Below are 26,088 nucleotides of genomic sequence, written 5' to 3'. Positions count from 1 at the left end.
AGGTCACTTCTGGCAAGACATTTTTGCATACGTATGCAATTATTGTGAAAACCTACATTCTTTCGGTGTCGACGCGAAAGGGTAAGTGGCTATATTAAAAGGAAAAATACGTGGCGTTCCATAGTCAAAAACGACTCGTTCGGAAGTATTATCAGGCTTTAGACACCTCAGAAATCAACACTGCGGCAGACACAGTTAGCGCTGTCAGTCAGTTTTGCAGTGCAGAACTTCTGTGGCGCGGCTTTCATCCCTTTAATGAGATTCGGGGTGCGGATGCCGTTGAAAATCAATTTTGGGGCCCATTGAAATCCAGCCTGACGGGCCTGCAACATCGGATTGATATATTTTTTGCCGGCAACAATATTTACCCAGAGACCGGCGGAGTTTGGATCTGCTCAATGGGGCATCTCATGGGGCTGTTTGACAAAACCTGGTTGGGCATTCGCCCCACTGGAAAACTGGCATTTCTGCGCTTTGCCGCTTTTCATCGGATCGAGAATGAAAAAATTGTCGAAACGGCGATGTATTTTGATATTCCACATTTCATGATGCAGGCAGGTCTGCAGCCTTTTCCGCCACAAACTGGTCAGCATTTGGTTCAGCCGGGACCTGCGACCCACGATGGGCTGTTGTATGAAGAGCATGACCCCAAAGAAGGCCAAAAGACGCTTACGTTGATTGACCAGATGGCGCGCGACCTTGGTCAGTGGGGATCTGGATTGCCCCTAGAAGCGGAGCTGCGCCGCACCTGGCACGAGGATATGTTGTGGTGGGGACCAGAGGGCATTGGTGCAACCTACACCATAGAACGTTACGCCAAACAACACGCAGGCCCCTTTCGTGCTTCGTTCTCGGAACGCAGCAAAACCAACCACATTTGCCGTATTGGCGAAGGCAATTATGGGGCCTTTTTTGGCTGGCCGAACTTTGTGGCCACCCCGACCGGGGGTTTCATGGGCATGCCGGCTACGGGCAAACCCGGCGCGTTTCGGGTGATTGATCTTTATCGGCGTGAGGGTGAGAAACTGAAGGAAAACTGGATTTTCATCGACTTACTGCATTTCTGGAAAGGGCAGGGCGTTGATATTTTGGCACGCACAACCGGGATCGCCCAGCCATGAGAATTGACGCTCACCACCATCTTTGGGACCTAAATGCGGTGCATTACCCGTGGCTTATGGCCAAAGACGAGCCGCGTTTTTTTGGTGATCCGGCCCCAATTCAACGGGACTACCTGATTGACGAATTCACTGCCGATGCCAAGGCCCAAGGATTTGAAGGCTCTGTGCACATTCAGGTCGGGGCTGCCGATCCACTTGCCGAAGCGCGGTGGGTACAAGGCGTTGCGGATGCCAATCCTGCATGGAAAATGGCCCAGGTCGCCTTTTGTGATTTAACAGCACCGGATGCAGAGCAGCAATTGGACGCGCTGCAAAATTTGCCGACCGTGCGCGGAGTTCGACAAATTGTCGGACGGGCACCGGGCGAAGATGCGCAAACTGGTACCAATCATTTGTTAGATAACCCGGTTTTTGTCCAAGGTCTTAGATCTTTGGCAAAGCGCAACCTAAGCTTTGATCTGCAATTACTGCCTGAGCTGATGGAAAAAACCGCCAAGGTTTTGCGGCAAGCGCCAGACACCAAAGTTGCGTTGTGTCACGCTGGGTCACCACACGACCGTAGTTCTAAAGGGATTTCTCAATGGAGTACGTCTTTGACGTATCTTTCTGATCTTCCCAATGTTTATTGCAAGCTTTCTGGACTTGGAATGTTTGAGCATGACTGGACCCCTAAGAGTATTGAACCCATTGTTCAAACGGTCCGCGACCAATTCTCGCCGGAACGTCTGATGTTTGGATCAAACTTTCCTGTAGATTCGTTGACATCAAGTTATGCAAAGCTTTGTGATGCGTACCGTGATTGTTTAGATGGATTTGCCCACAACGCGGTGTTTGGTGGTACTGCTGCAAAGTTCTATCGTTTCTAATAACGGGTTGCTGGCAGCATGGCGCGCTAGAACATGCCAGTCCAAAACTGCGGCGGCGCAGCTATTCCATGCGGATGATTGCATCGGCAGTGCGGGTGGCGAGTGCCATGATCGTTAGGGCCGGTGCCTCGCCACCACCGGATGTGGGGAAGATGCTGGCGTCTGTGATCCATAGATTGGGGTGGTCATGGCTTTGGCCAAAGGCGTTTACCACCGAGGATTGCGCATCATGTCCCATTTTGGCGGTGCCAAATACATGTGTGGCTTGAAAGCTGTCATAGCTGCTGGCCTCTTCGATGATTTTGGTTTTTGCGGCCCAAAGCGCGGCTCGGGTGGCAGCGGCCATGGCGCGCAATAAGGAGAGGCTTTGGCGGTTTAGCACTGAATTGATCTGCGCCAACGGCAGGCCGTTTGTATCGGTTTTGTCAGAAAGGGCGATATAGGAGCGCGCGTCGGGGATCACCTGGCCAATGGCGCTGATTGCTAGGGCAGATCCAAAGCTCTGTCGCAGGCGTGTTTTGAAATCTATGCCAAATCCAGGAATCATGCGGCTGGCAAAGCCAATCGGGCCGTTGAGGCCAAGATCAAGGCTGGCATGGGTGAGCTTGAAGCCACCGGTGAGGCCGGGCAGGGCGTCTGGTGCTGTTTTGCTCCAGTCAGTCAGGTCTGCGGGCAAACCCATGTGGTTGTTTTGCAATCCAGAAACCAGACCCATGCTTTGCCACCAGAGTGTTTCCATGAAGTTGCGACCCACTTGCCCAGAGCTGTTGGCCAATCCATTTGGATGGTCAGCGGCGGCAGACATCAGCAACAAACGCGGGCTTTGCACTGCGCCTGCGGCCAGTACCAGTTGGGGTGTGGCCTGCAAGTGCCGCTGGCCATTTTGTTGGTATTCGACGTGGGTAATGCGGCTGTTTGCGCCTTGGATGATTTTGCTGACAGGGGCGTTTGCCAGCAAGGTCAGGCGTCCTGTGGCTTGGGCTTTGCGCAAAAATGTAACGTCGGCTGAGGCCTTGTCGCCGATGGGACAGCCACGCGCACATTGGCCACAATAATTGCATTGCGGGCGCTCGTCATAGGGGCGGGAATTGGCGGCCCTTGGGTTGAATTCCCATTTTTGCTCTATCGATTGTGTGGCTTTGAGCAACGCTTTCGCCCCGGTGCTCAGCGGGTGGGGACCCATGGGATAGGGCTGGCTGCGCGGCCGTTCAGATTGGGCAGAGTCGCAAGCCACCCCAAGGAGTGTTTCACAGATGCTGTAATATGGTTCTAATGCGTTATAGCCTAGCGGCCAGTCTGCGCCTGTTTGGGTGATGGTTTTCAGTTGAAACGCTTTTGGATGCAGTCGGTGAGCTTCGCCAACGTAGCGCAGGGTTGAGCCACCAACGCCCAAAACGTGCCCATAGCCGATGGGCGAGGGCGTGCGGGCCGCACTAGCCGGTTGGCGGGATTGATTGCGCAATCCAGACCAGCTTTGAAGGTCAGGAAAGTCAGGGTCATGTCTGCCCAGATCACCATAGTCGATTTCGGCTTGGCTGCCGGGTTTTTGTGGGAAATTCTGTCGCTCCCAGGTGGGGCTATCCAACTTGTAATCGCTGGGGTCAAAGTTGGGGCCAGCTTCGAGGATGAGGACACGTAGGCCCTGCTGGGTCAGCCGCCAAGCCGCCGCCGATCCGCCGGCACCCGAGCCTATGATGACAACATCGGGATCAGGTTTTAATCCCATGGCGGTGGATACCCATTTGGCTGTGGCGCACTGTTTAGCGGCAGCCCTGCCAAGGCTTGTGGTTGGCTATAATAGGCCTCGATCAAAAGGGTGCGAAAGACGTAGAAGAATCGGCCCGGAACTTGATCGTAATCGGACGTCTGGGCAATCTCTAATATCTGGATTTGCTGGGCGGAGGGCAGGTTTTCAAAGGATCCTTGCGCCATATGATCCAACCAGGCCAAGCCAAACGACATCAACTTTTCTAGATTCAGTTGGCCTTTGATCATATCCTGCAACTCTTGCACCGCCCCAACCTCTGAGGCAGCTGGCGACAATGCGTCTTTGGGTAAAATCAGATCGGCAACAAAGGACAATTTGGCCAAGGATATTGGGGCTTGGGCGCTGACAGGATAGGACAGGCCTGTTGCCAGGGTGGCCGCTGAGGCCACCAAAGCCTGACGCCGGGTCAGTGAAATCAAAGTCACGCTCCTTGGCTGGGTCAAATTTCAGCGCATTCGCGCAAAGCAACAGATCCGCACATTAGGCGGCTGCGGGCTTAGGATGGCGGCGGTGAAGTTATGGTGGTTGAGGAAGGTTCTCTGATCACGCCAAGGCCGATTTGCGGCTCTCCGCGGCAAAAATCATAGGTGAGCGTCAAGCTGCTAACCCCATGATTGTATGCGGCCCCGGCGTCACAGCCAAAAGTACCATCAAAATAATAGGTGACCCCCAAAGCGCCAGCCAAGGTGTTGGGTTCATTGGTGGACAGAACCTTGAGGGTAAATCCCAAACCGTTGCTGCCGTCACTGCCAGCGCTGGCCACGCTGCTGGCACTGCTTTGACCGCCAAACGTCCAGGTGAAACCCGCAAAAAACGTTGGATCATACATGCTGCTGGATGGCGAGGGCACTGTTGCACCTGCGGATACTAAGGTTGGTGCAACAAGAAAGGCTGCGATCAAACTAAGCGTTTTCATGACATTCCTCCTAATTTCTTAAAAGGTTAACAAAAAAAATCGAAATCCCATAATTGTTTGTTTTTCAGAGGGCAGCCGAGGAAATATCAAGGGGTGAGGTGGGGGAATAGCCAAGGATTTTGGACGCAATTTTAATGGTTAACGCGCCACTGAAGTTGATTTGAGCAAGCCTGCTTCAGACAGGCCTATGTGGTTGGTGGGAATCGTCTTGCACCAAGCGCGTTCACAGCCTAGAAGAGCCACTGATTTATATGGTCGCGGGGCATGCGACCCGTTTGACATGTAAGAAGGACGCAACATGCAGGTCACAGAGACTCTGAACGAAGGTCTGAAGCGCGGCTATGAGATCTCTATCTCGGCAGCGGAACTGGACACTAAAGTCAATGAAAAGCTGGTTGAAGCGCAGCCAGAAGTCGAAATGAAGGGCTTCCGTAAAGGTAAAGTTCCTATGGCTCTGCTGAAAAAGCAGTTTGGTCAGCGTTTGCTGGGCGAAGCGATGCAAGACGCCGTTGACGGCGCGATGAACCAGCATTTTGAAGATTCTGGTGACCGCCCTGCGTTGCAGCCAAAAGTCGAAATGAAAAACGGCGAAGAGTGGAAAGAGGGCGATGACGTTGAAGTCGCGATGTCTTATGAAGCTCTGCCCGAGATTCCAGAAGTTGATCTGAAATCTGTTGAACTAGAAAAGCTGGTTGTGAAACCTGCGGATGCTGACGTTGAAGAAGCTTTGGCAAACTTGGCTGAAACGGCACAAGATTTCAAAGACCGCAAAAAAGGCACCAAAGCGAAAGATGGCGACCAAGTCACCATGGATTTCGTTGGCAAAATCGACGGCGAAGCGTTTGAAGGCGGTTCTGGCGACGATTTCCCATTGGTTCTGGGCTCTAACCAGTTCATCCCTGGTTTCGAAGAGCAGCTGGTTGGCGTGAAAAACGAAGAAGAGAAGGACGTGACCGTTTCCTTCCCTGAAGATTACCAAGCAGAGCACCTGGCGGGCAAAGAAGCTGTTTTCTCTTGCACCATCAAAGCCGTCAAAGAGCCTGTGGCTGCTGAAGTGAATGACGAGTTGGCCAAGAAATTCGGCGCAGAAGATCTGGCCGCACTGAAAGGCCAAATCAGCGAGCGTTTGGAAGCGGAATACACTGGCGCAGCGCGTCAGGTTATGAAGCGCGGATTGCTTGATAAGTTGGACACACTGGTGTCTTTCGATTTGCCACCATCCCTGGTCGAAGCTGAAGCGGGTCAAATCGCGCATCAGCTGTGGCACGAAGAAAACCCAGAAGTCGAAGGTCATGACCACGACAATATCGAGCCAACTGATGAGCACAACAAATTGGCAGAGCGCCGCGTGCGTCTAGGCCTGTTGTTGGCAGAGTTGGGTCAGAAAGCAGAAGTCGAAGTGACTGACGCTGAAATGACACAAGCGATCATGAACCAGGCGCGTCAGTACCCGGGCCAGGAAAAGCAATTCTTTGAATTCATTCAACAGAACCAGCAAATGCAGCAGCAGCTGCGCGCGCCTTTGTTTGAAGACAAAGTTGTGGATTACATTGTTGAGTTGGCGCAGGTTTCTAACAAAGAAGTCAGCAAAGACGATCTGCAAAAAGCAGTTGAAGCACTCGACGAAGAGTAAGCTGATACACAGATTGACGAGATTTGGGTCGCCTTTGGGCGGCCCTTTTTCATTTGTATTAATTGGGAATTCAAAAAGATATAGGAGCTGCTTTTACAAAGCAGCTCCCATCTGTTGCGCAAAGGAGAAGCGCAACCCGCCTAGGGGATGAATAGGCGGTATTTTTTAGACAACTAGGACATATTGTCTTGGATGCTAATCAGAACACACCCATTTGGTTTTTTAGACGGCACCATTTTGAATGGTGCGCATCACGCTTTTCATGGCCGCAGTTGACAGGACTTCGCGGCTTGGCAGGTCATGCGCAATGCGTTGCAAGTCGTCGGGCGTGGACGCACCAACCTTGTCAGAAAGCAGCTGTAGCAATTCGAGCGCTGCTGTCATGTCGCCTGTTTCAGTGGCGTTCAGAATTTGTTCGTAGCAATAGCGCTGAAGGTCGCTGATTTCCGGCGTTTTGACTGGCGCTTCGTTGGCAGCTTCTGCCATTTCGCGAGCGATGATCTTTTTGGTCTGCGCCAGATTCATTTTTTCCAGAGCTTCATCCTCGGACATCATCACATCATGTGTGACGCCAGCAAAAGCGCGCACCCGCTGGATACGTTCATCTGTACAGTCTAGCAGTGCAGCCAAGGCTGGGACTTTGCCCATCTGGACCTTTTTGCCGACATAGCCATGTGGCGCGTTGTCAGACCGTTTCAGAACACGATCCATAATTGGATCGATCACAGTGATAATATCTGTCACACCAGATTGTTTTGCGTATTCCAGAATGCCAACCATCATTTCGCAGGTGGCAGTGGATACTGTGTGTTTGCAATCGTCCCGTTTCAACCGGGCTGTATCAACGCAAAATCGCGTGGATTCCCAAATGTTTGGGCTGCGCAAAGGTGGTTCGCCATCAAGAATGGCACTAAAAACGTCAGCCAGCATATGCGGCCCCGTTGTCTGCAACACTCGGGCACAAGAGATTACGTTCATCTCGTCATCAACACCAATAACATAGCCTGGATCCATGTGATCAAATTGATCAATTTCCATGCCGTTTTCGATGTTCACCTCCCAACCTAAACGGTCGCCAAATACTCTGGCACGGAGCTGGAACATGTCGTCCAACAACGGCTTGAACATATGCTTGTTCAGCGCATCTATGGTAATAATCATTGTTTTCCCCATCATTAAGATTGTCCTAAAATCATAGTTAAATGCAGGACAGATTTTTTAATACTAGGGAAATCCCGTAGTTGACTGAAAGCTGCGCGGCGCGCATGCAAATAAACCGGAGGAACCGGCGATCTGTGGCAACCTGTTGAAAAAAGGGGGTTTTATTAGCCGGGGTAGATGAGGCCAATCCCAATAGCGCGACCAACCGCCTGTGCAGTGGTCAGAGCAAAAAGTTTTTGGCGCACAGATCGAATGTGCACTTCGACGGTCCGGCTGGAAATAGACAGGATGTCGCCGATGTCTTGCTGGGATTTGCCTGCTGCGATCCACTGTAGGATTTCCAGCTCGCGTTTTGAAAGGCTAGGGCTTTTCAGCAACCGCGTGAGCGGCTCGGTATTCATGACGTGATCGTGCACATGTGCGGCAACGGGTTGCAGTTCTGCCAGAACCTTTGCCTTGAGTTTATCCCAGGTTTTTTGTTTGCAATCACGCGTGACGCTGAGCATGCCAAATTCGCCGTAAGGGCCGCGAATGGGAATGGTCATACCCCGATCACAAATTCCGAAATCGCGGGCGTCTTTGAAAACGGCGTCGAAGTTTTTGTCGCGTCTTAGGCGCGACCAATCCAAGGGGGCAACACTGCGCATGGCAGAATGCAGCGTTGGATCAACGGTGTGCAGGTTGTTTTTTTGGTAGTGATCCTGCCAGTCTTCGCTATAGGTCACAAATGCATGCATGGACCCACTGACCGGGTTGACGCCAGCATAGGCCGCGTCGTCAAATTCGAACTCTTCGCAGATCTTATCAAGATATGTCGTATAAAGGTTTTGCGAGTTGGGGACATCGTGAAGACTATGTAAATCCAAATATGTTCCTCCTTATTGCAACACCACCATCTTACTAAAAAATGAGCGCTTAGTTCGCGGCGCTGATCTTTTGATCGAAACTATCAACGGCCATGGACCGCATAAAGGCAAGTACCGCACTGCGTTGCGACTGCGGCAACTTGCGATAAAGCTCCATCATTTCGAGCGTATCACGGTCTGACAAGAAGTCCATTTTGTCAACGGGATCAACCTCTGAACCAGAGATTTCCTCGCCGCGACGAATACCTTCAAAGAAATAAACCACATCAACGCCTAGTTTTTCAGCAACCGCCCAAAGACGCGACGCGCTGACCCGATTGGCCCCGGTTTCGTATTTTTGAATTTGCTGAAATTTGACGCCAATAGCGTCGCCAAGTTCTGTCTGGCTGATCCCAATGGCGTGACGGCGCGCCCGAATGCGCTTGCCCACCAATACATCGATCTTATTCATAACATACACCTGCTGTTTCTAGCTACTATTTCGAGCCACCACAAATAAATGGTGAACACGCTCGATGGCGACTAATACTATTGCAAGCATTTTTGCCTTAAATATGGCGTGGGGGCAATTTCTTCGCCTAAAAGTTGTTAAACTTGCCGCTTTTGCAGCTTTTTCTTGCAATTGAAACGCGCGATTGCGCGCGCGTTCCGTATTTTTTTACAAAAAGGGCTTAAGAAGCCGCTTCTTCGTCAGACTCTGCAGCAGGAGCTGCGTCGCCCATATCATCGTCGTCAGAAGCAGCAGAGCCGATGTCGTCGAACAATTCGGCGATCTCGAATTCTGCAGCCGCTTCTTCCTCGGCGGCGAGATCCTGAATGGACTTGCCAGAGGCTTGAAGCTCTGCTTCTTCCTGTGAACGTGCAACGTTCATAGTGATGTTCACTGCCACCTCTGGGTGCAGTTTAACTTCAACTTCGTGCAGACCAAGGTACTTGATCGGTGCGATCAAAGCAACTTGCTTGCGGTCGACGGTGAAGCCGTTTTCTGTCGCAACATCAGCTGCGTCACGCGGGGTGACGGAGCCGTAAAGTGCGCCCGCATCAGATGCGGAACGAATCACGATGAACTGTTGACCATCAAGACGCTCGGCAAATGCTTCTGCTTCTTTTTTGGTTTCCAGGTTGTTGGCTTCCAGCTGAGCTTTCTGCGCTTCAAATTGTGCGATGTTGGTCGCTGAAGCAGACAAAGCTTTGCCTTGTGGCAACAGGAAGTTGCGGGCGAAACCCGGCTTCACGTCAACCACATCGCCCATTTGGCCCAGTTTGGCCACGCGTTCCAGAAGGATAACTTGCATGAGTTCTCTCCTTATTTCACAGCGTAGGGCAGCAGCGCGAGGAAGCGAGCGCGTTTGATTGCGCGTGCCAATTCACGTTGCTTTTTGGCGGAAACAGCGGTGATACGGGAAGGCACGATTTTGCCACGCTCAGAGATGTAGCGTTGCAGCAATTTTGTGTCTTTGTAATCAATCGCAGGTGCGTTGTCGCCCGAGAATGGGCAAACTTTACGACGGCGGAAAAATGGTTTTGCAGCCATGATTTACTGTCCTTTCTTCGCGCTATCAGTTGCGACGTTCGCGGCGGTCGCCGCGGTCGTCACGTTTCTGCATTTGTACCGAAGGACCTTCGGGGTGATCGTCGACTTTGATGGTAAGAATACGCATCACGTCGTCGTGCAGCCGCATCAGGCGTTCCATTTCTTGAATGGCCGGTGCAGGGGCATCGGTTTTCAAGAAGGCGTAGTGGCCCTTGCGGTTTTTGTTGATCTTGTAAGCCATCGTTTTGACGCCCCAGTATTCGCTGTCAACGAGCGAGCCGCCGTTGTCAGACAAAACTGTGCCAAAATGTTCGATTAGGCTTTCAGCTTGCGCGTTGGACAAGTCCTGGCGCGAGATGAATACATGCTCATAGAGTGGCATGTGCTCTCCATTTCATATTCAAGCGCATTTCAAAGAGCAGGGCATTTCCCTTTTGCGCCCTACCCACGAGAGACTGCGCGGTTCTAAGTATTTGCAAAAGGATGGCGCTGTATACCCAATTGGCTGTGCAAAACAAGCATCAATTTATTTGGAAACAGTTTGTTTCCTTGTGCATTCGGGGGCGGTTGCCGCAATTGCGCCGTTATTTGGCGCGAATGTTGCCTTTCAACAAAGTGCTTTTGAAAGGCCGTTTTGCAAATGACATCTTTTGTCCAAACACACCAGAATGATCTGCAGAGCAGAGCGCGTCATCTAGAGGACTATCGCATTGCTCTAAGAGTTCTTGGTCTGGTGTTAGGAACCACGCTTTGTGTGGCCGGGATTAGCGTTGTGCTGCTCCAAGAGTTCGCCACGTCGCTCTCTGTCTTGTGGTTGCAGGTGTTTTTGGGCGCCGGCCTTTTTGTCAGCGGTTTGCATGTGGCACGGTCTGGTCGCAAAGAAGGCCCTTGCGATCTGCATTTTGATCCAAGTTTTGGCGAGTTTTATTTGCAGGCACCGGGGGAGGGGCCCGCGACAGTGCACTCTGCGATGCTTGGCGCTTTTGATTGCCTGTCTCTGAAGCCATTTTTGGGCCGCTTGCATTTGGATAATCAACGGGTCGATCGTCAGGCTGTAGGTGCGGTCAGGCTGCATGTCAGTGCAAAGAATTCCAATCGCCTGGCAGAGAGCTATATGCGGTATTATTCTGAGAAGATGATTAGAAAATAGTGGGTTGTGCGATTGCGCACATGTTCTGTGGCGCAGATGCAATTGAGTTTTATCCGATAAGCCGCCTTTTAGACTTCATCAAACCCTGATGGAGATCATTCTTATGAAATCGTTAATTCTTGCTGCTGGCCTAATGGCTGCCGCCACCGTTGCTTCAGCCGACGCCGAAAAATACGCCCTTGACCCTAGCCACAGCCAGATTGTCTTTACTTATAATCACCTTGGGTATTCCACGACCTATGGCATGTTCTCTGGTTTTTCTGGCGACATTATGTTTGACCAAGAAAACCCAGCAGAATCATCTGTTTCAGTGGCCTTCCCTGTGAAAACCATGCTGACCGGTTGGGAACAGCGTTTTGGTCACTTTATGTCACCCGATTTCTTTGGTGCCGCAGATGACGAAATGGTTAGCTTTGCGTCGACCAGTATTGAGGTGACAGGCGAAAACACAGCCCTGATCACCGGCGATTTGACACTGAACGAAGTCACCAAATCGGTTGTTTTGAATGCCACACTGAACCAAGCGGGCGATCACCCGATGGAAGGCAAAGCCTGGGCGGGATTTGACGCAACAACCACATTGGTGCGCTCGGAATACAACCTGGGTATGTTTGCACCATTTGTTGGCGACGAAGTGTCAGTCAATATTTCAGTCGAGGCGATGAAGGTCGACGGTTAACCGCGCGCCTTTAACGAAAACAAAACGCAAACAAAAAAAGCCCCCGGTGTAAGACCGGGGGCTTTTTGTTTGCGGCACCGCTTAGTTGCGTTGCGCGGTAAGGTTGACCGAGATATCAACTGCAAAGCCTAGCGAGGCTTCGTCCGGCTGATTTGCACCAATGCCAAAATCCATTCGGCTGATCTGTGTTTGTCCGGTCATGGTCGCGGTCTTGCCGTCGGTCTCTAGTAAAAAGGGTAAAGAGACTGGCATTTCTACCCCGCGTAAAGTCAGCGTGCCCTGGGCGACATACCCTTCGGCTGCGGCCAGAATTTCGGCGTTGAATTCTGCCGTTGGAAATTCTGCCGTGTTGAAATAATCAAACCCCATTGCTTGTTGGGTGACAGATCCAAGCGTCAGCGACCCGACAGAGATCGTGACCTTCACATTGCCATGGTTGTTGTCGATGGCGTCTTTGGAAAAGGTAATATCTGCCGTCCATTCTGCAAAATTACCTGTCACTGGCGTGCCAAATTGCGCCACGGTGATTTCTAAGGCACCGCTTTGGACTTGCCAATCCGAGGTCACCTGATCCAGCGTGGCAGCGCTGACCGGGGCGGTTTCCGTTGTACGGAAAGCTCCTGTGCCTGCGCCCAGACCCAAAGCGACCATCCAGATGATCAAGGCTAGGGCCAATGGACGTTTGCTGTGATCTTGCTTGGGTGGCATTGGTGCGCTTGAATTTCCTGGCAGCATGCGCTGCAGCGTCTGATCGCGGTCAATGACAAAGTGTTTCAATGCGCCACCCACGTGGGCCAGAATAGTAAGGGCAAGTACCAGAATCAGAATGAAATGCAAAGTTGATGTGGCTTGCGCAAGCGCTTCGCTTTTGGGGATAAGCGGTAGGTTCTGGCCAAATGGCCACCAGATTGGGGCAAAACCCTGGGTCGAGGCGTGATGCACCCAGCCGGAAAAAGGCACAAGCAACATCGAGCCATAAAGCAGCCAATGGGCGGTTTGCGCAGCGGTTGCTTCCAATTTGTCTTCAGGGTTCAACAGTCCGGGGTGAATTTGGCGCAACGCCCAGACTATGCGCAGTAAAGCTGTGAAAAAGGCAGCAATACCGATCGTTTTGTGAAGCGAAAACAAGAACGCTTTTTGAGCAAGTTCTTCGCTGTTTGAAAACGGTGCTTCATGAGCGAAATAGCCGATTGGAAAGGCAGATAATATCAAAAGAGCGGTCAGCCAATGGAATGTTTTTGTAACACTGCCATAGGTTTCTAGGGTGTTAGAAAGGGGCATTGTGGATCCTTGCACGTGATTTTCACCGAAGATACGGGGCATGGTGAATTGAACAAGGCTTTCGGGCAGTTCAATGCGTGCGGGAAAGCGCAAGGCCGTTGCACCTGTGCACAGAGCGGGGTATTGCGGTTAAAACGTTAAGAAACAGGGGACCGTGATGAGCCGAGCATTTGTTTTTCCAGGGCAGGGCGCGCAGACAATTGGAATGGGCAAGGCATTGGCCGATGCTTATCCAGCTTCGAAAGCTATTTTTGAAGAAGTTGATGACGCATTGGGTGAAAAGCTGAGTGCCCTGATTTGGGACGGCGATCAGGCAGATCTGACCCTGACGCAAAACGCACAGCCTGCATTGATGGCGACCTCTTTGGCCGCTGTACGCGCCCTAGAGGCCGAAGGTATCTCGGTTGAGGCCGCAACTTATGTGGCGGGGCATTCGTTGGGCGAATATTCTGCGCTTGCTGCGGCCGGCGCGATCAGCGTTTCAGATACGGCACGTTTGCTGCGCACCCGTGGTGCCGCGATGCAAGCAGCTGTGCCTGTTGGCGTGGGGGCCATGGCAGCATTGTTGGGTCTAGATTTTGCCGCTGCAACCGAAGTTGCCGAGGCGGCAGCGCAGGGCGAAGTCTGTCAGGCGGCAAATGATAATGATCCGGGGCAGGTTGTGGTTTCTGGCCACAAAGCCGCTGTAGAGCGCGCGCTTGATCTTGCCAAGGAAAAAGGCGCGAAACGTGCTGTGTTGCTGCCTGTAAGCGCCCCGTTCCATTGCGCACTGATGCAGCCAGCTGCCGAAGTTATGGCCGAAGCCTTGAACAAAGTTGATATCAATCGCCCTGTTGTGCCTTTGGTGGCCAATGTGCGGGCGCAAGCGATTTCTGACCCGGCCACCATTCGGTCTTTGTTGGTAGAGCAGGTCACTGGTTCGGTGCGCTGGCGCGAATCTGTGGCGTGGATGGCCGGTGAAGGCGTGACCGAAATCTATGAGATTGGGGCAGGCAAGGCGCTGTCTGGCATGGTGCGCCGGATTGATCGGTCGATTGCTTGTACCCCCGTTGGCACTGCCGATGATGTCAAAGCAGCGATTGAAAAGCTTGCTCAATAATCAGCTGAATTAAAGCTTCAGGAGAATTTATGTTTGATCTGACAGGAAAAGCCGCGCTTGTGACCGGCGCTTCTGGTGGCATTGGTGGCGAAATCGCCAAAGCCCTGCACGCGGCGGGGGCAACCGTTGGCCTATCGGGCACACGTGTAGAACCATTGCAGGCCTTGGCCGCAGAACTGGGCGAACGCGCCCATGTGTTGCCATGTAATCTGGGGGACGCCGAAGCGGTTGCAGCCTTGCCTAAAGCCGCAGTTGCAGCCATGGGCAGCTTGGATATTCTGGTGAACAACGCTGGTATCACCAAAGACCAAATCTTTATGCGCATGTCCGACGACGAGTGGCAGCAAGTCATTGATGTTAACCTGACATCTGCGATGCGGCTTTGCCGTGCTGTGATGCGCCCAATGATGAAAGCCCGTTGGGGTAGGATCATCAACATCAGCTCTATTGTTGGGGCGACTGGCAATCCGGGGCAGGTGAATTATGCCGCGTCCAAAGCGGGGATGGTCGGCATGACCAAATCGATCGCTTATGAGGTCGCGAGCCGTGGAATCACCGCCAACGCAGTTGCGCCTGGTTTTATTGCGACAGCCATGACCGATAAATTGACTGACGATCAAAAAGAAGCCATCAACAAGCAAATTCCCGCAAGCCGTATGGGGGCACCTGCGGAAATCGCCGCCGCCGTACTTTATTTGGCAAGCGAGGAAGCAGGTTACGTGACAGGATCGACCTTGCACGTTAATGGTGGCATGGCCATGTTGTAAGATCTTTGGTGTGTTTTGGCAGGTGAAACTTGCGATATGCGCCATTGCAATTACATTGCGAAAGCGTTTGCCTTACATAGAACATGTGCTATAGGCGGCGCAGTTTTCCGGGTGAGCCTATCTGGCACGCCCCAGTCTCCGGGGAAGCCGGAACAATGAGCCGCCCGACTGGGCATCACGTGTTTCCGCAGTTCAGCGGGAAATAAAAAGGCCAGTTGGCCAGTACGAATGAGGAATTGATATGAGCGACGTCGCAGACCGCGTTAAAAAGATCGTTGTTGAGCACCTGGGTGTGGAAGAAGACAAAGTTGTCGAAAACGCATCCTTCATCGACGACCTGGGCGCAGACAGCCTGGACACAGTTGAGCTGGTTATGGCCTTCGAAGAAGAGTTCGGCATCGAAATCCCTGATGACGCAGCCGAAACTATTCAATCCTTTGGCGACGCAGTGAAATTCATCACTGAAGCTTCCTAAGCATTGTTGACAGTTTGAAGAAAGGCCTCTCACGCAAGTGAGGGGCCTTTTATGCTTTTGCGGGGGCGGACAACAGCATGAGTAATTGGTTCTGCTTGAGTCTGCGTTTGAAATGCACCCCTGCATAAACATCATTACGCCAGATGATTTGGCCTTTTCGGCGTATTTCGCCAATGTTAATAACCACTTCCTCTTTTGTGTCTGGCAAGTTCTCAAACTCAATTTTGCACCCCAGCAAGCTGAGATCCAAGATTTTTACAGGGATTGTGGACTTTTCCACCGCAAGCTTTGCATTCAGAAAGCAGATAAATCGCTGTGATCTGCGGTCTCGCTGACTGCGTTCGACAATGATGACGCAAATGATGATGCCTGCAACAAGGCTTAGAAACACAAAGACCAGATTGCCCGATATCTCAAACCCAACGCCGCCATGGGCGGTTTGGGTGCTATCACGTGCGGGATTGCCCGATGTTTTGGACTTGCTGTCGCTGTTTTGCCCTTTGCCCGGGCCAGCATTTTTTGGATCCGGCAACAAAACCACCTGATTGCAGCCAAAAGTGCTGATTTTGGTCTGCGTTTCTTCAAACATGGTTTGGGTTTGAATGTTTTGGATAAGATTTCGGGTGTCTTGGTGGCGATCAGAGCGCAGCAAAAAAAGGATATCTTGATGGCGTTGAAGCGCCTGACGCAGAAATAGACTGGTTTGGCTCGACAGGGATTTTTGCGCTTCGGCCTGGCGCAAGAGCATCTGCGTTTTGGTCATTTCCCGTTGATAGCCAGCCAGAGATGGTCGACTATCAGAGCTGGGGTAGAGTTCAGTGCTAATCAGAAACAGCCGTTCGACCCCCAAAAGCGTTCTGCATAACGCAGGTTCGCTGGCAGAAACCACCTGTGGCACGCTTAGAAGGCTGACCGCCAAATACAGCAAGATTCTAGCCATCAGGAACCTTTGAGTAGAACGCATTTGCTCAATCCTGCCCGATATTTGCTAACTCGTCGTAAACTTGCCCAAAAAGGGTCTACCCAAAGATTGAATGGCAGCCTTTTGGACTATATCTTTGCCGAAACCCGCCGCGTTTGCATGGGCGGCCTTGCCCACACTGGGCTTGGCAGGGTATGAGCGTCAAAAGACGAGAGGAAAAGGGGCAGAATATGCGTCGTGTCGTTATCACCGGTCTAGGACTGGTAACTCCGCTGGCTTGTGGCGTCGAGGAAAGCTGGTCTCGTATTCTGGATGGAAAATCCGGAGCTGGGCCGATCACCCGTTTTGATGCAGAACGTGTGGCAACCAAATACGCGTGCGAAGTTCCCTTGGGCGATGGCTCGGATGGGACCTTTAATGCCGACGATTGGATGGCCCCAAAAGAACGCCGCAAGGTTGATGATTTCATCCTTTATGGCATCTCCGCCGCCGAACAAGCTGTGCAGGATGCGGGCTGGACCCCGGAAGACACGGAAAGCTTGGAACGCACGGGCGTTATGATTGGCTCTGGTATTGGTGGTTTGAACTCGATTGCGGAAACAGCCATTCTATTGAAAGAACGTGGACCACGCCGGGTGTCGCCTTTCTTTATTCCAGGGGCGTTGATCAACCTGATTTCTGGCCAAGTTTCAATTCGTTACGGCTTTAAAGGCCCGAACCATGCGGTAGTGACAGCCTGTTCAACTGGGGCGCATGCCATTGGCGATGCATCACGTTTGATCAAGCTTGGCGATGCGGATGTGATGATTGCTGGGGGGGCCGAAGCGGCCATCTCAGAAATTGGCATCGCGGGTTTTAATGCTTGCAAAGCTTTGTCCACCAAGCGCGCAGATGACCCACAAGCCGCAAGCCGACCCTATGACATTGACCGGGATGGTTTTGTTATGGGCGAGGGCGCTGGTGTTGTTGTGCTGGAAGAATATGAGCACGCCAAAGCGCGGGGTGCGAAGATCTATGCCGAAGTTCTGGGATATGGTCTGTCTGGCGACGCTTATCACATCACCGCGCCGTCCGAAGATGGCGAAGGCGGCGAACGGTCGATGCGTGCGGCGTTGAAAAACGCTGGTTTGTCGCCGTCAGATATCGACTATATCAACGCACATGGCACTTCGACTATGGCAGATGTCATCGAGTTGGGCGCGGTAGAGCGGATGTTGGGCGATGCGGCAAGCTCGGTGACTATGAGTTCAACCAAGTCTGCAACCGGCCACCTGCTGGGCGCCGCCGGGGCCATTGAAGCGATCTTTTCGATCCTTGCGATCCGCGATCAAGTGGCACCGCCAACGATCAACTTGGACAACCAAGCTGTTGAATCCAAAGTGGATTTGGCACCCAATGCCAAGGTAGAGCGCGAGATTAACGTAGCGCTGTCCAACTCGTTTGGCTTTGGTGGCACCAATGCGTCCGTGGTCTTCGGAAAGGTCTAAATCATGTGGCGAAGCATCGCTTCGAATGCAATAACACTGCTGATTGTGGCGGTGTTCTTGCTGGGAGCTGTCATCCTTTGGGGACAGAGCCAATACCGGTCTGACGGTCCATTGGCCGATGCCATTTGTGTGCGAGTTGCGCCGGGTTCGAGTATGCGCCGAGTTTCAGAGGACCTGGAAACCCAAGGTGCGGTCAGCAATGGTGCGATTTTCCGCATCGGATCAGATTACACAGAAAAGTCTAGTCAGTTGAAAGCAGGGGCTTTTTTGGTGCCGGCAGGGGCATCAATGGAGGCGATTGCAGACATCGTGACACGCGGTGGTGCGTCGACTTGTGGCACCGAAGTTGTGTACCGAATTGGGGTGACTAGATCCTTGGTGCAGGTGCGAGAACTTGATCCTGCGACCAGCCGCTTTGTTGAGGTTGCGTCGTTCAACCCGTCAGAAGGCGAGGCACCGGAGGCCTTTTTGACAGTGCGCGCACAGTCAGATACGCGCTATCGCATCGCGGTGGCCGAAGGCGTGACCAGCTGGCAAATCGTTGATGCTATTGGGAAAATTGACCTTTTGAAGGGCGAAGTAGAGGTGCCCGCCGAAGGCTCTCTGGCACCTGACAGCTATGAGGTGCGCGATGGCGATACGCGGGAATCGGTGATTGCACGCATGACCCAAGCCCAAGAGGTGCTTTTGGCCGCCGCCTGGGAAAGTCGTGCAGAGGGTATCCCTTTGAAATCGCCGGAAGAATTGCTGATTTTGGCGTCGATCATTGAAAAAGAAACCGGCGTGGCCGAAGAACGGCGTCAGGTGGCCAGCGTCTTCACCAACCGCCTGAACCAAGGCATGCGTCTGCAAACCGACCCAACCGTGATCTATGGCATCACGCGCGGTGAAGGTGTGCTGGGCCGCGGTTTGCGCCAAAGCGAGCTGCGTCGTGAAACTCCTTGGAATACTTATGTAATTCCGGGATTGCCTGTAACGCCAATCGCCAATCCGGGCCGCGCAAGCCTGGAAGCAGCAGCCAATCCAGACAGCACAAAGTACATATTCTTTGTGGCTGACGGTACGGGCGGTCACGCCTTTGCAGAGACCTTGGCAGAGCACAATCGCAACGTGGCTGAATGGCGCAAAATCGAAGCAGACCGCGCGAACTGATCATCTTTTGTTAATTGTACAATTTGTACGTTTCAAGGCCTGAAACGTACGATTCGCGTCAGGCTTCTCGTGAAAGCGGGGCGCTGATTGTGGATTCTGGGCTTAACTGATTGGATTGAGACGTTTGAAAGAGAACGGTCATCATTGGATGAGTGGCCGGTATGAACCGCTGTGTCGAATTCTGCGCGCTGGATGAACGGTGCCTATGGTGACCTAAGCAAACCGTCATCAAGCCTAGGCATCAACTCCCGTAACGACTATCGGAATCAGTTGCATTTACCGACACGTGTCGGTAAATGGTGATCATGAGAACACGACTCACTCGATCAGAACGCCGGGCTTCCATTCTTGATAAAGCGCTCGAGCTATTTGCTGAGCGCGGCTTCTTTGGTACCGAAATGGAGGATATCCGACTTGCCTGCGGCATTTCGAGAGGTGGACTGTATCACCACTTTGGAAGCAAGCGTGCTGTGCTTGATGCGATTGTTGAGACCGAAGTGGCACAGTTGGTAGAAGTACTGGACGATGCGGACGCTCCGCCGATTTCGTCACTGTTGCGAGCCGCATCCAGTCATCTAGGCAACACCCAAGGTGTCTCCACGTGCTTAAGAACAAGGTCAGACCAGTTGGAATATCTGTCGAGTTTGGAAACGGCCTTATCAGAATTGCTTAGTGCTTCGCTTGGCATGCGGTTGAAGGATTTTGTTCGTCCGGGTGTCGATCCGTCCCATGTGGCGGAACTCTTTTTGACAATCAACACACATATCAACCGCCGTGAAATTCTTGGCGAATGGAACTCTGAACAAGCGGCAGGTTTTGCGGCTACAGCGCTCCAGGCTTTGGTGCCGTTTTTAAATGACCCACAAGAACTCGAACCAATCATTTTGGCGCTTAGGGAGGTAGGCACCCCATGATTCCGATCCAATTTCTATTTCTGACTTTCGCTATTTCTCTGGCGGGCTTTGCCTGCATTGTTGCCTTTCCAGCTGCGCGGTCGCCAGAAACGGTGATCGGAATTCCGTTCTGGATTATCATGGTCTGGGGGCCATCGCTCGCTGCGATCATCCTTAGCTTTCAAAGTGGCGACCTGGCCGAACTTTTGCGTAGGGCCGTCACGGTGTCTTCGGTTCCGCTCGTTACTTGGGCGCTAGTGGTCGCGCCATTATTGCTGCTTTTAGCGATGCGACCTTTTGCACAAGACGAAACAACGCCGATCACGTTTGGTCTTGTTGCCGCTGTGGTCGGCTTCAATATGATCCTTGGCCCTCTCGGTGAGGAGCTTGGATGGCGTGGGGTTCTGCAGGAACGTCTCAACGATCATATCGGCTGGCTTGAAGCCTCGTTGTTGATTGGAGCCATTTGGCTTATTTGGCATTTACCGCTTTGGACAATCGACTCGCCACATGCCCAGATCGCATTGCCGCTCTTCGCTTGTCATGTGATGTTATACGCGGTGATCATCGGCGCAGCCTATACGATTTCTGGTGGCTCCATCCTCCCCGCGATCCTGATTCATTTGACATTCAACGTCGCGGCTAACCTTGCCATATTCGCGGGATTTCGAGACCCCAATGCATGGTTTAGCCTTAGTCTTGGACCATATTTCGTCTTGGCAGTCATCGCTTGCGGAATAGTATTTTTGCGGACAGGGCAATCTGGACTGCGTTGGTTACAACTGTGAGAATCCCGGGTTTGCGAACCATACCAGCCCCTTTGGATATTTAGACGAATGACAGCTTTGTCCGCGAGGCGCACCTTTCTAGGTTTCGCGTTGAAATTTGACGAAACGACTTCTTTAATGTCCTAACGACTGTGACACCTGAACCGAGGCGGAAGCAAAACCTCCAACTGTGGAGGCGGTTCAGGCGCTCGCAAGTCTAAGGATTGGATGCTGTTGCGTGAATGGGTGACGGTTCGTTAACCTATTATAAATAAACGAAAACTTGACAATCGTTACGGTCTTTGCTAAAAGATTTATATGCTGGAAGAGATGGCATGCGGCCCTGGGGAAACCTTTGGGCCGTTTTTCATTTCGCTCGTGTGGAGGGGCAACTTTACATGAGAGGCGAAGAGCAATGACTCATAAAACCCCACCAGAGGGCGCGGCTGTTTTGGAGGACGAGATCAATTTGATCCGTCAGGCAGTGGCGCAGATGGCCCGACTTTTGGCGATGCTGGAAGCCGATGTCATGGCGCAGGACGAGGCGGCAATCAAAGGATCTACGCGATTGCTGGCTGATATCCGCAGCTGGTCCAAACTGGCAATCGATACGGAGGTACGTTTTGAAGAACGCAGAAAACAGCAAAATGGCGTCGCGCGAGACTATGCGCTCGACCTTGAGAGGGCCCGGGAGACAATCGGGTGCAGACTGGCTCGCCTGCGCCGGTGTTGCGGCGCAGGAAAACTTCTTAAATGAATTGGATATGGGAGAGCTTTTGGCTCTCCCTTTTTTGTTTGAGTTCTGGGCGATGGATCATCAGTTGCCGCCGGACGGCGATTGGAAAACCTGGGTCATTCTGGGCGGGCGTGGGGCAGGTAAAACCCGCGCCGGGGCAGAATGGGTGCGCAGTATGGTCGAAGGCGGCTTGCCGTTTGATCCGGGGCGCGCCAGCCGCGTGGCCTTGGTGGGGGAAACCATTGATCAGGTGCGCGAAGTGATGGTGTTTGGCGACAGCGGCATTCTGGCCTGTTCTCCGCCAGATCGTCGGCCGGTTTGGCAAGCGGGGCGTAAGCGTTTGGTCTGGCCCAATGGGGCGGTGGCGCAGGCGTTTTCGGCCCATGACCCAGAGGGGCTGCGTGGGCCACAGTTTGACGCGGCCTGGGTGGATGAGCTTGCCAAGTGGAAGAAGGCTGCAGAGACCTGGGATATGCTGCAATTTGGTCTGCGGTTGGGGGAACACCCGCAGCAGGTGGTGACCACCACGCCACGCAATGTGGCGGTGCTGAAGGATCTTTTGGCGCGTGACAGCACCGTGCAGACCCATGCGGCCACCGAGGCCAACCGCGCCAATCTGGCCAAGAGTTTTCTGGATGAGGTGATGCAGCGCTATCGCGGCACCCGTTTGGGGCGCCAAGAGTTGGATGGCGTGTTGATGGCGGATGCGGAAGGCGCGCTTTGGAGCCGGGAGGCCTTGGAAGCGGGACGATTGGCCCAAGAACCGGACTGTGATCGCATCGTGGTAGCGGTGGATCCGCCGGTGACCGGCCATACGGGATCTGATGAATGCGGCATTGTGGTGGTTGGGTTGCTGGGATCTGGCGAGCCCAAGGACTGGCAGGCGGTGGTGTTAGAAGATGTGTCGGTGCAGGGGAAATCGCCTGCCGGTTGGGCCAAGGTGGCCGTTGACGCGGTGCATCGTTGGAGCGCGGATCGTTTGGTGGCAGAGGTCAATCAAGGGGGCGATATGGTGCAAAGCATTGTGGCGCAGGTGGATGGCACAGTGCCTTATAAGGCGGTGCGGGCGTCGCGCGGGAAAGTGGCGCGGGCGGAACCTGTGGCGGCGTTGTACGAGCAGGGCCGGGTCAAACATATGCGGCATCTGGGGGCCTTGGAGGACCAAATGTGTCTGATGAGCCTGCGCGGCTATGAGGGCCAAGGCTCGCCGGATCGGGTGGATGCTTTGGTCTGGGCGGTACACGAATTGATCCTGGAACCGACAAAGGCCTGGCAGCGTCCAGGGGTGCGGGTGTTGTGACTTTGTTGCGGATGGCGGTGCCTCCGGCGGGAGTATTTTTGCAAAGGTGAAGGAGGGGGCGTTGCCGAGGGTGCGGGCGCTGTGGTGAGAGCGGTTTAAGGTATTTGAGGCAGAGTGGTTTTGTCAGAGGTGACAGGGCGCTTGGTGGCAAAGGAGCGATGTGAATGTTTGAATTTCTAAAGCGCAGCGAAGTGGGCGATCTACCGGAGCAGAAAGCCAGCGCGGCGGGGCGTGTTGTGGCCTATCATTCAGCCGGTCGCGCGGCTTGGTCTGCGCGCGACACCGGGTCATTGACGCGCACCGGTTTTGCCGCAAACCCCGTGGGGTTTCGGTGTGTAAAGCTGATTGCAGAAGCCGCTGCAGCGGTGCCTTTGGTGTTGCAGGATCGCGTGCAGCGGTTTGAGGATCATCCGGTATTGGCGTTGTTAAAGCGGCCAAATGGGGCGCAGGGCAAGGCCGAGCTTTTGGAAGCGCTTTACGCGCAACTGTTGTTGTCAGGCGATGGCTATTTGGAAGCCGTTGGTGGGGCACCAGAGGCGGGTGGCTTGCCGTTAGAGCTGCATGTTTTGCGCTCGGATCGCATGCGCGTTGTACCGGGTGAGGATGGCTGGCCGGTGGCCTATGACTATGCGGTTGGGGCCAAGAAGCACCGTTTTGATGTCAGACAAGATCGGGTGATTTGCCATATCCGAAACGTCAATCCGCAGGATGACCATTATGGGTTTTCGCCGATGCAGGCGGCGGCCATGGCGATTGACGTGCACAATGCGGCGTCAAGCTGGAGCAAGGCGCTGTTGGACAATGCGGCGCGGCCCTCGGGGGCGATTGTCTATAAGGGGGCTGAAGGGCAAGGCAGCCTGAGCCACGATCAATATGACAGGTTGGTCAGTGAAATGGAGATGCACCATCAGGGCGCGCGCAATGCGGGGCGACCGATGTTGCTGGAAGGCGGGTTGGATTGGAAACCTATGGGGTTTTCCCCAAGTGACATGGAATTTCAGAAGACCAAAGAAGCCGCAGCGCGGGAAATTGCCTTGGCCTTTGGGGTGCCGCCAATGCTGTTGGGCATTCCGGGGGATGCGACTTATGCCAATTATCAAGAGGCGCACCGGGCGTTCTTTCGTCTGACGGTTTTGCCGCTTGTGACCCGGGTGATGGCGGCGGTGTCAGACTGGCTGTGCGGGTTTAGCGGCGATCCCTTGGTGTTTGCGCCTGATCTTGATCAGGTGCCGGCCTTGAGTGCAGAGCGCGATGCACAATGGCGCCGGGTTGAGAGTGCCGGATTTTTGACGCCTGCCGAAAAACGCCACTTGCTGGGTTTGCCGCCCTTGAAAGGTGGGGGGCAAGATGCCGGGCAAGAAAGCGGGCAAGAGGGGGTGCAGGATGGCTGAGGACATGCGCGCAGACCGCTTTGGGTTTGAGAGTTTTGACTGTGCGCCTGCCTTGCGGCTGGAAGCACATGAACGGGTGGCAAAACTGCAATTTGAAACGCTGAATCGCCGCCTTGATCGCATTGAAATGCTGATGGAACGCCTGGAAAAGCGGCTGTGGTTGACAGTGTATGGCGTGGTGGCAGTGATCCTGGCGCAGGCCTTTCAATCGGTGATGCAGGCTGCGCCTTAGGGGGGACGAGGAGGAGATATGATGGAATTGGAACAGAAATTTGCCCGGTTCGGCGAAGGATTGACGGTAGCGGATGGCGCGGTCATCCAGGGCTATGCTTCGTTGTTTGGTCGCGCGGATCAAGGCGGCGACGTGGTGCAAACCGGGGCCTATGCGGCATCATTGCAAAAGCTCATGGCGGCCGGGCGCTCTGTGAAAATGCTGTGGCAGCATGATCCAGCGCAGCCGATAGGCATCTGGGACGAGGTGCGCGAAGACAAGCAGGGTCTGTTTGTCAAAGGCCGCTTGCTGACGGATGTGGCCAAAGGGCGCGAGGCGGCGGCCTTGATCACCGCCGGGGCAATTGATGGGTTGTCGATTGGCTACCGGACAGTGAAAGCCGCAAAGAATGACAAAGGCCAAAGGCTTTTGCGGGAGTTGGAGCTTTGGGAGGTGTCGCTGGTGACCTTTCCAATGTTGCCAAATGCGCGGGTGGCCGCCAAGGGGGATGACCTTGGGGCGGAGATGATGCGCGACATGGCGGCGGTGTTTGAGGATGCCTGCCGAGAGCTGGCAACGCCTTAGGGCCGCCACACCAAACCAAAAGAAAGGGTTGAAATGACCGAGACAGGAACTGGGCCTGTGGCTCGGATCGGGGAAGATGTGTCTCCGATCGACGGGGTGAGAAGCGCCGTGGCGGGGTTTGCCCGCGAACTGAAAGGCTTTCGGGCCGGTATCGACAGCAAATTGCAACAGCAGGAAGAACGCATGAATATTCTGGATCGAAAGACAGTGATGATGGCCCGCCCGGCCTTGGCGGCAGCCGCCGACGGTGAAGCGCCGCATAAGAAAGCGCTTGGGACCTATTTGCGCAGTGGTGACGACGAGGGCCTGCGTGGCTTGACGCTGGAAGAAAAAGCCCTGTCCAGCACGGTGAATGGCGATGGGGGATATCTGGTGGATCCGGTGACCGCAGAGAGCATCAAATCGGTGCTGTCAGACACGGCGTCGATCCGGGCGATCGCCAATGTTGTCAATGTCGAGGCCAGCTCTTTTGATGTGTTGATTGACAGCACGGATGCTGGTGCGGGCTGGGCGGATGAAACCACCGCAAGCACCGAAACCGGCACGCCGACCATCGAGCGGATTTCCATTCCGCTGCATGAATTGTCAGCCCTGCCCAAGGCCAGTCAACGCCTGTTGGATGACAGCGCCTTTGACGTGGAGAATTGGTTGGCCGGGAGGATTGCTGACAAGTTTGCCCGAGCCGAGGCCGGTGCGTTCATCAATGGGGATGGCACAGGCAAACCGACAGGCATTTTGACGCATCCGGCGGTGGATAACGACAGCTGGGCCTGGGGCAATATTGGTTATGTGGCCACCGGTGCTGACGGCGATTTTGACGGGGCCGAGGCGCTGATTGATTTGGTCTATGCCCTGGGGGCGCAGTACCGCGCCAATGGCAGCTTTGTGATGAATTCCAAAACTGCCGGGGCGGTGCGCAAGCTAAAGGACGCGGATGGGCGTTTTCTGTGGTCTGATGGTTTGGCGGCGGGCGAACCGGCGCGGCTTCTGGGCTATCCGGTGCTGATTGCCGAAGATATGCCAGACATTGCCAGCGCTGCAGATGCCATTGCGTTTGGTGATTTTGAAGCCGGTTATACCATAGCCGAGCGCCCAGATCTGCGCGTGCTGCGAGATCCGTTTTCGGCGAAACCTCATGTGTTGTTTTATGCCACCAAACGGGTCGGCGGCGATGTGAGCGACTTTGCGGCCATCAAGCTTTTGCGGTTCGCGGTCTCGTAAACGGGATTGCGAAGGGCGCGGCGGCACAGGTCGCCGCGCCGGGGCGTGCGCTGGTTGCGCGTTGTCTGGCTGCTCCCCTCCGACCGAGTGACGCGTGGCGCGCGCCC

The 26,088-nt window shown here is 53.8% G+C and carries 29 protein-coding genes; 18 read left to right on the top strand and 11 right to left on the bottom strand.

Annotated features, from left to right (window positions below; translation table 11 throughout):
- Window positions 1-110: 110 nt before the first annotated feature.
- Both ABXG94_RS05775 and ABXG94_RS05770 read left to right on the top strand, forming a co-directional pair.
- Window positions 111-1,121 carry an ester cyclase gene (locus ABXG94_RS05775; RefSeq protein WP_353532856.1) on the top strand — a complete coding sequence of 337 codons (1,011 nt, stop codon included), beginning with the start codon at window positions 111-113 and terminating at the stop codon, window positions 1,119-1,121.
- On the top strand, window positions 1,118-1,987 hold the full coding sequence (locus tag ABXG94_RS05770; protein WP_353532855.1) for an amidohydrolase family protein: 870 nt from the start codon (window positions 1,118-1,120) through the stop codon (window positions 1,985-1,987). Before ABXG94_RS05775 ends, ABXG94_RS05770 begins: the two co-directional genes overlap by 4 nt.
- Window positions 1,988-2,048: 61 nt before the next feature.
- On the opposite strand, the gene ABXG94_RS05765 is transcribed toward ABXG94_RS05770, so the two are convergent.
- From ABXG94_RS05765 to ABXG94_RS05755, 3 genes are all read right to left on the bottom strand, one after another.
- Window positions 2,049-3,713 (bottom strand): GMC family oxidoreductase, encoded by a 1,665-nt coding sequence (locus ABXG94_RS05765; RefSeq protein WP_353532854.1) that lies wholly within the window; start codon window positions 3,711-3,713, stop codon window positions 2,049-2,051.
- A complete protein-coding gene (locus tag ABXG94_RS05760; RefSeq protein ID WP_353532853.1) occupies window positions 3,704-4,174 on the bottom strand; it encodes a gluconate 2-dehydrogenase subunit 3 family protein in 471 nt (156 codons plus the stop codon). The genes ABXG94_RS05765 and ABXG94_RS05760 overlap by 10 nt, the downstream gene beginning before the upstream one ends.
- Before the next feature lie 77 nt (window positions 4,175-4,251).
- On the bottom strand, window positions 4,252-4,671 hold the full coding sequence (locus ABXG94_RS05755) for a hypothetical protein (RefSeq protein ID WP_353532852.1): 420 nt from the start codon (window positions 4,669-4,671) through the stop codon (window positions 4,252-4,254).
- Between the two features lie 298 nt (window positions 4,672-4,969).
- On the opposite strand from ABXG94_RS05755, the gene tig reads away from it, so the two are divergent.
- Window positions 4,970-6,304, top strand: a complete 1,335-nt coding sequence (gene tig, locus ABXG94_RS05750) for a trigger factor (protein ID WP_353532851.1) — start codon at window positions 4,970-4,972, stop codon at window positions 6,302-6,304.
- A 222-nt stretch (window positions 6,305-6,526) separates the two neighbouring features.
- On the opposite strand, the gene ABXG94_RS05745 is transcribed toward tig, so the two are convergent.
- The 6 genes from ABXG94_RS05745 to rpsF form a co-directional block, all read right to left on the bottom strand.
- A complete protein-coding gene (locus ABXG94_RS05745; RefSeq protein WP_353532850.1) occupies window positions 6,527-7,465 on the bottom strand; it encodes an acyl-homoserine-lactone synthase in 939 nt (312 codons plus the stop codon).
- A 164-nt stretch (window positions 7,466-7,629) separates the two neighbouring features.
- The gene (locus ABXG94_RS05740; RefSeq protein ID WP_353532849.1) at window positions 7,630-8,331 is read right to left on the bottom strand and encodes an autoinducer binding domain-containing protein; all 702 of its coding nucleotides are present in this window, start codon (window positions 8,329-8,331) and stop codon (window positions 7,630-7,632) included.
- 49 nt (window positions 8,332-8,380) lie between these two features.
- Entirely contained in the window at window positions 8,381-8,782 is a 402-nt protein-coding gene (locus ABXG94_RS05735) for a helix-turn-helix domain-containing protein (RefSeq protein ID WP_353532848.1), read from the bottom strand.
- 220 nt (window positions 8,783-9,002) lie between these two features.
- Window positions 9,003-9,626 carry a 50S ribosomal protein L9 gene (gene rplI / locus ABXG94_RS05730; protein ID WP_353532847.1) on the bottom strand — a complete coding sequence of 208 codons (624 nt, stop codon included), beginning with the start codon at window positions 9,624-9,626 and terminating at the stop codon, window positions 9,003-9,005.
- An 11-nt stretch (window positions 9,627-9,637) separates the two neighbouring features.
- On the bottom strand, window positions 9,638-9,865 hold the full coding sequence (rpsR, locus tag ABXG94_RS05725) for a 30S ribosomal protein S18 (RefSeq protein WP_073249614.1): 228 nt from the start codon (window positions 9,863-9,865) through the stop codon (window positions 9,638-9,640).
- A 25-nt stretch (window positions 9,866-9,890) separates the two neighbouring features.
- Window positions 9,891-10,247: a 30S ribosomal protein S6 gene (rpsF, locus tag ABXG94_RS05720; protein WP_353532846.1), complete on the bottom strand. Its 357-nt coding sequence runs from the start codon at window positions 10,245-10,247 to the stop codon at window positions 9,891-9,893.
- 258 nt (window positions 10,248-10,505) lie between these two features.
- Here rpsF and ABXG94_RS05715 point away from each other — a divergent pair, with 258 nt between their 5' ends.
- Both ABXG94_RS05715 and ABXG94_RS05710 read left to right on the top strand, forming a co-directional pair.
- Entirely contained in the window at window positions 10,506-11,015 is a 510-nt protein-coding gene (locus tag ABXG94_RS05715) for a hypothetical protein (protein ID WP_353532845.1), read from the top strand.
- Window positions 11,016-11,118: 103 nt separating this feature from the next.
- Entirely contained in the window at window positions 11,119-11,694 is a 576-nt protein-coding gene (locus tag ABXG94_RS05710) for a YceI family protein (RefSeq protein WP_353532844.1), read from the top strand.
- An 81-nt stretch (window positions 11,695-11,775) separates the two neighbouring features.
- Here the strand turns inward: ABXG94_RS05710 and ABXG94_RS05705 are convergent, their stop codons facing one another.
- Complete coding sequence (locus ABXG94_RS05705) at window positions 11,776-12,975, bottom strand: cytochrome b/b6 domain-containing protein (protein WP_353532843.1); 1,200 nt, start codon at window positions 12,973-12,975, stop codon at window positions 11,776-11,778.
- A gap of 157 nt (window positions 12,976-13,132) precedes the next feature.
- Between ABXG94_RS05705 and fabD the strand changes: the two genes are divergently transcribed.
- From fabD to ABXG94_RS05690, 3 genes are all read left to right on the top strand, one after another.
- On the top strand, window positions 13,133-14,074 hold the full coding sequence (gene fabD, locus ABXG94_RS05700; RefSeq protein ID WP_353532842.1) for an ACP S-malonyltransferase: 942 nt from the start codon (window positions 13,133-13,135) through the stop codon (window positions 14,072-14,074).
- Between the two features lie 29 nt (window positions 14,075-14,103).
- On the top strand, window positions 14,104-14,841 hold the full coding sequence (gene fabG, locus ABXG94_RS05695; RefSeq protein ID WP_353532841.1) for a 3-oxoacyl-[acyl-carrier-protein] reductase: 738 nt from the start codon (window positions 14,104-14,106) through the stop codon (window positions 14,839-14,841).
- 241 nt (window positions 14,842-15,082) lie between these two features.
- Window positions 15,083-15,316, top strand: a complete 234-nt coding sequence (locus tag ABXG94_RS05690) for an acyl carrier protein (protein WP_353532840.1) — start codon at window positions 15,083-15,085, stop codon at window positions 15,314-15,316.
- Between the two features lie 49 nt (window positions 15,317-15,365).
- On the opposite strand, the gene ABXG94_RS05685 is transcribed toward ABXG94_RS05690, so the two are convergent.
- The gene (locus ABXG94_RS05685; protein ID WP_353532839.1) at window positions 15,366-16,280 is read right to left on the bottom strand and encodes a PilZ domain-containing protein; all 915 of its coding nucleotides are present in this window, start codon (window positions 16,278-16,280) and stop codon (window positions 15,366-15,368) included.
- Window positions 16,281-16,468: 188 nt separating this feature from the next.
- On the opposite strand from ABXG94_RS05685, the gene fabF reads away from it, so the two are divergent.
- The 10 genes from fabF to ABXG94_RS05635 all read left to right on the top strand — a co-directional run bounded on the left by fabF (window position 16,469) and on the right by ABXG94_RS05635 (window position 25,981).
- The gene (gene fabF / locus ABXG94_RS05680) at window positions 16,469-17,725 is read left to right on the top strand and encodes a beta-ketoacyl-ACP synthase II (protein WP_353532838.1); all 1,257 of its coding nucleotides are present in this window, start codon (window positions 16,469-16,471) and stop codon (window positions 17,723-17,725) included.
- Window positions 17,726-17,728: 3 nt separating this feature from the next.
- Entirely contained in the window at window positions 17,729-18,877 is a 1,149-nt protein-coding gene (gene mltG / locus ABXG94_RS05675) for an endolytic transglycosylase MltG (RefSeq protein WP_353532837.1), read from the top strand.
- Between the two features lie 305 nt (window positions 18,878-19,182).
- Window positions 19,183-19,791: a TetR/AcrR family transcriptional regulator gene (locus ABXG94_RS05670; protein ID WP_353532836.1), complete on the top strand. Its 609-nt coding sequence runs from the start codon at window positions 19,183-19,185 to the stop codon at window positions 19,789-19,791.
- Window positions 19,788-20,558: a CPBP family intramembrane glutamic endopeptidase gene (locus tag ABXG94_RS05665; RefSeq protein WP_353532835.1), complete on the top strand. Its 771-nt coding sequence runs from the start codon at window positions 19,788-19,790 to the stop codon at window positions 20,556-20,558. Before ABXG94_RS05670 ends, ABXG94_RS05665 begins: the two co-directional genes overlap by 4 nt.
- Before the next feature lie 394 nt (window positions 20,559-20,952).
- The gene (locus ABXG94_RS05660; RefSeq protein WP_353532834.1) at window positions 20,953-21,294 is read left to right on the top strand and encodes a hypothetical protein; all 342 of its coding nucleotides are present in this window, start codon (window positions 20,953-20,955) and stop codon (window positions 21,292-21,294) included.
- A complete protein-coding gene (locus ABXG94_RS05655; RefSeq protein WP_502901695.1) occupies window positions 21,203-22,573 on the top strand; it encodes a DNA-packaging protein in 1,371 nt (456 codons plus the stop codon). The genes ABXG94_RS05660 and ABXG94_RS05655 overlap by 92 nt, the downstream gene beginning before the upstream one ends.
- 164 nt (window positions 22,574-22,737) lie before the next feature.
- Window positions 22,738-23,964 (top strand): phage portal protein, encoded by a 1,227-nt coding sequence (locus tag ABXG94_RS05650; protein ID WP_353532832.1) that lies wholly within the window; start codon window positions 22,738-22,740, stop codon window positions 23,962-23,964.
- Window positions 23,957-24,196 (top strand): GTA head formation protein, RCAP_rcc01685 family, encoded by a 240-nt coding sequence (locus ABXG94_RS05645; RefSeq protein ID WP_353532831.1) that lies wholly within the window; start codon window positions 23,957-23,959, stop codon window positions 24,194-24,196. The genes ABXG94_RS05650 and ABXG94_RS05645 overlap by 8 nt, the downstream gene beginning before the upstream one ends.
- A 21-nt stretch (window positions 24,197-24,217) precedes the next feature.
- Window positions 24,218-24,760 carry an HK97 family phage prohead protease gene (locus ABXG94_RS05640; protein ID WP_353534009.1) on the top strand — a complete coding sequence of 181 codons (543 nt, stop codon included), beginning with the start codon at window positions 24,218-24,220 and terminating at the stop codon, window positions 24,758-24,760.
- A gap of 33 nt (window positions 24,761-24,793) precedes the next feature.
- Window positions 24,794-25,981, top strand: a complete 1,188-nt coding sequence (locus ABXG94_RS05635; RefSeq protein WP_353532830.1) for a phage major capsid protein — start codon at window positions 24,794-24,796, stop codon at window positions 25,979-25,981.
- The last annotated feature ends 107 nt before the right edge of the window (window positions 25,982-26,088 follow it).

The organism is Cognatishimia sp. WU-CL00825 (assembly GCF_040364665.1).
Taxonomy (GTDB): Bacteria; Pseudomonadota; Alphaproteobacteria; order Rhodobacterales; family Rhodobacteraceae; genus Cognatishimia.
This window is presented reverse-complemented; position numbering and strand designations above follow the sequence as displayed.

Excerpts from the sequence above, each read along its gene's own strand:
- ABXG94_RS05770 (WP_353532855.1), top strand. The coding sequence starts at position 1,118 with ATGAGAATTGACGCTCACCACCATCTTTGGGACCTAAATGCGGTGCAT.
- ABXG94_RS05765 (WP_353532854.1), bottom strand. The coding sequence starts at position 3,713 with ATGGGATTAAAACCTGATCCCGATGTTGTCATCATAGGCTCGGGTGCC.
- ABXG94_RS05755 (WP_353532852.1), bottom strand. The coding sequence starts at position 4,671 with ATGAAAACGCTTAGTTTGATCGCAGCCTTTCTTGTTGCACCAACCTTA.
- tig (WP_353532851.1), top strand. The coding sequence starts at position 4,970 with ATGCAGGTCACAGAGACTCTGAACGAAGGTCTGAAGCGCGGCTATGAG.
- ABXG94_RS05745 (WP_353532850.1), bottom strand. The coding sequence starts at position 7,465 with ATGATTATTACCATAGATGCGCTGAACAAGCATATGTTCAAGCCGTTG.
- ABXG94_RS05735 (WP_353532848.1), bottom strand. The coding sequence starts at position 8,782 with ATGAATAAGATCGATGTATTGGTGGGCAAGCGCATTCGGGCGCGCCGT.
- rplI (WP_353532847.1), bottom strand. The coding sequence starts at position 9,626 with ATGCAAGTTATCCTTCTGGAACGCGTGGCCAAACTGGGCCAAATGGGC.
- rpsR (WP_073249614.1), bottom strand. The coding sequence starts at position 9,865 with ATGGCTGCAAAACCATTTTTCCGCCGTCGTAAAGTTTGCCCATTCTCG.
- rpsF (WP_353532846.1), bottom strand. The coding sequence starts at position 10,247 with ATGCCACTCTATGAGCATGTATTCATCTCGCGCCAGGACTTGTCCAAC.
- ABXG94_RS05715 (WP_353532845.1), top strand. The coding sequence starts at position 10,506 with ATGACATCTTTTGTCCAAACACACCAGAATGATCTGCAGAGCAGAGCG.
- ABXG94_RS05710 (WP_353532844.1), top strand. The coding sequence starts at position 11,119 with ATGAAATCGTTAATTCTTGCTGCTGGCCTAATGGCTGCCGCCACCGTT.
- ABXG94_RS05705 (WP_353532843.1), bottom strand. The coding sequence starts at position 12,975 with ATGCCCCTTTCTAACACCCTAGAAACCTATGGCAGTGTTACAAAAACA.
- fabD (WP_353532842.1), top strand. The coding sequence starts at position 13,133 with ATGAGCCGAGCATTTGTTTTTCCAGGGCAGGGCGCGCAGACAATTGGA.
- fabG (WP_353532841.1), top strand. The coding sequence starts at position 14,104 with ATGTTTGATCTGACAGGAAAAGCCGCGCTTGTGACCGGCGCTTCTGGT.
- ABXG94_RS05690 (WP_353532840.1), top strand. The coding sequence starts at position 15,083 with ATGAGCGACGTCGCAGACCGCGTTAAAAAGATCGTTGTTGAGCACCTG.
- ABXG94_RS05685 (WP_353532839.1), bottom strand. The coding sequence starts at position 16,280 with ATGCGTTCTACTCAAAGGTTCCTGATGGCTAGAATCTTGCTGTATTTG.
- fabF (WP_353532838.1), top strand. The coding sequence starts at position 16,469 with ATGCGTCGTGTCGTTATCACCGGTCTAGGACTGGTAACTCCGCTGGCT.
- mltG (WP_353532837.1), top strand. The coding sequence starts at position 17,729 with ATGTGGCGAAGCATCGCTTCGAATGCAATAACACTGCTGATTGTGGCG.
- ABXG94_RS05670 (WP_353532836.1), top strand. The coding sequence starts at position 19,183 with ATGAGAACACGACTCACTCGATCAGAACGCCGGGCTTCCATTCTTGAT.
- ABXG94_RS05665 (WP_353532835.1), top strand. The coding sequence starts at position 19,788 with ATGATTCCGATCCAATTTCTATTTCTGACTTTCGCTATTTCTCTGGCG.
- ABXG94_RS05660 (WP_353532834.1), top strand. The coding sequence starts at position 20,953 with ATGACTCATAAAACCCCACCAGAGGGCGCGGCTGTTTTGGAGGACGAG.
- ABXG94_RS05655 (WP_502901695.1), top strand. The coding sequence starts at position 21,203 with ATGCGCTCGACCTTGAGAGGGCCCGGGAGACAATCGGGTGCAGACTGG.
- ABXG94_RS05650 (WP_353532832.1), top strand. The coding sequence starts at position 22,738 with ATGTTTGAATTTCTAAAGCGCAGCGAAGTGGGCGATCTACCGGAGCAG.
- ABXG94_RS05645 (WP_353532831.1), top strand. The coding sequence starts at position 23,957 with ATGGCTGAGGACATGCGCGCAGACCGCTTTGGGTTTGAGAGTTTTGAC.
- ABXG94_RS05640 (WP_353534009.1), top strand. The coding sequence starts at position 24,218 with ATGGAATTGGAACAGAAATTTGCCCGGTTCGGCGAAGGATTGACGGTA.
- ABXG94_RS05635 (WP_353532830.1), top strand. The coding sequence starts at position 24,794 with ATGACCGAGACAGGAACTGGGCCTGTGGCTCGGATCGGGGAAGATGTG.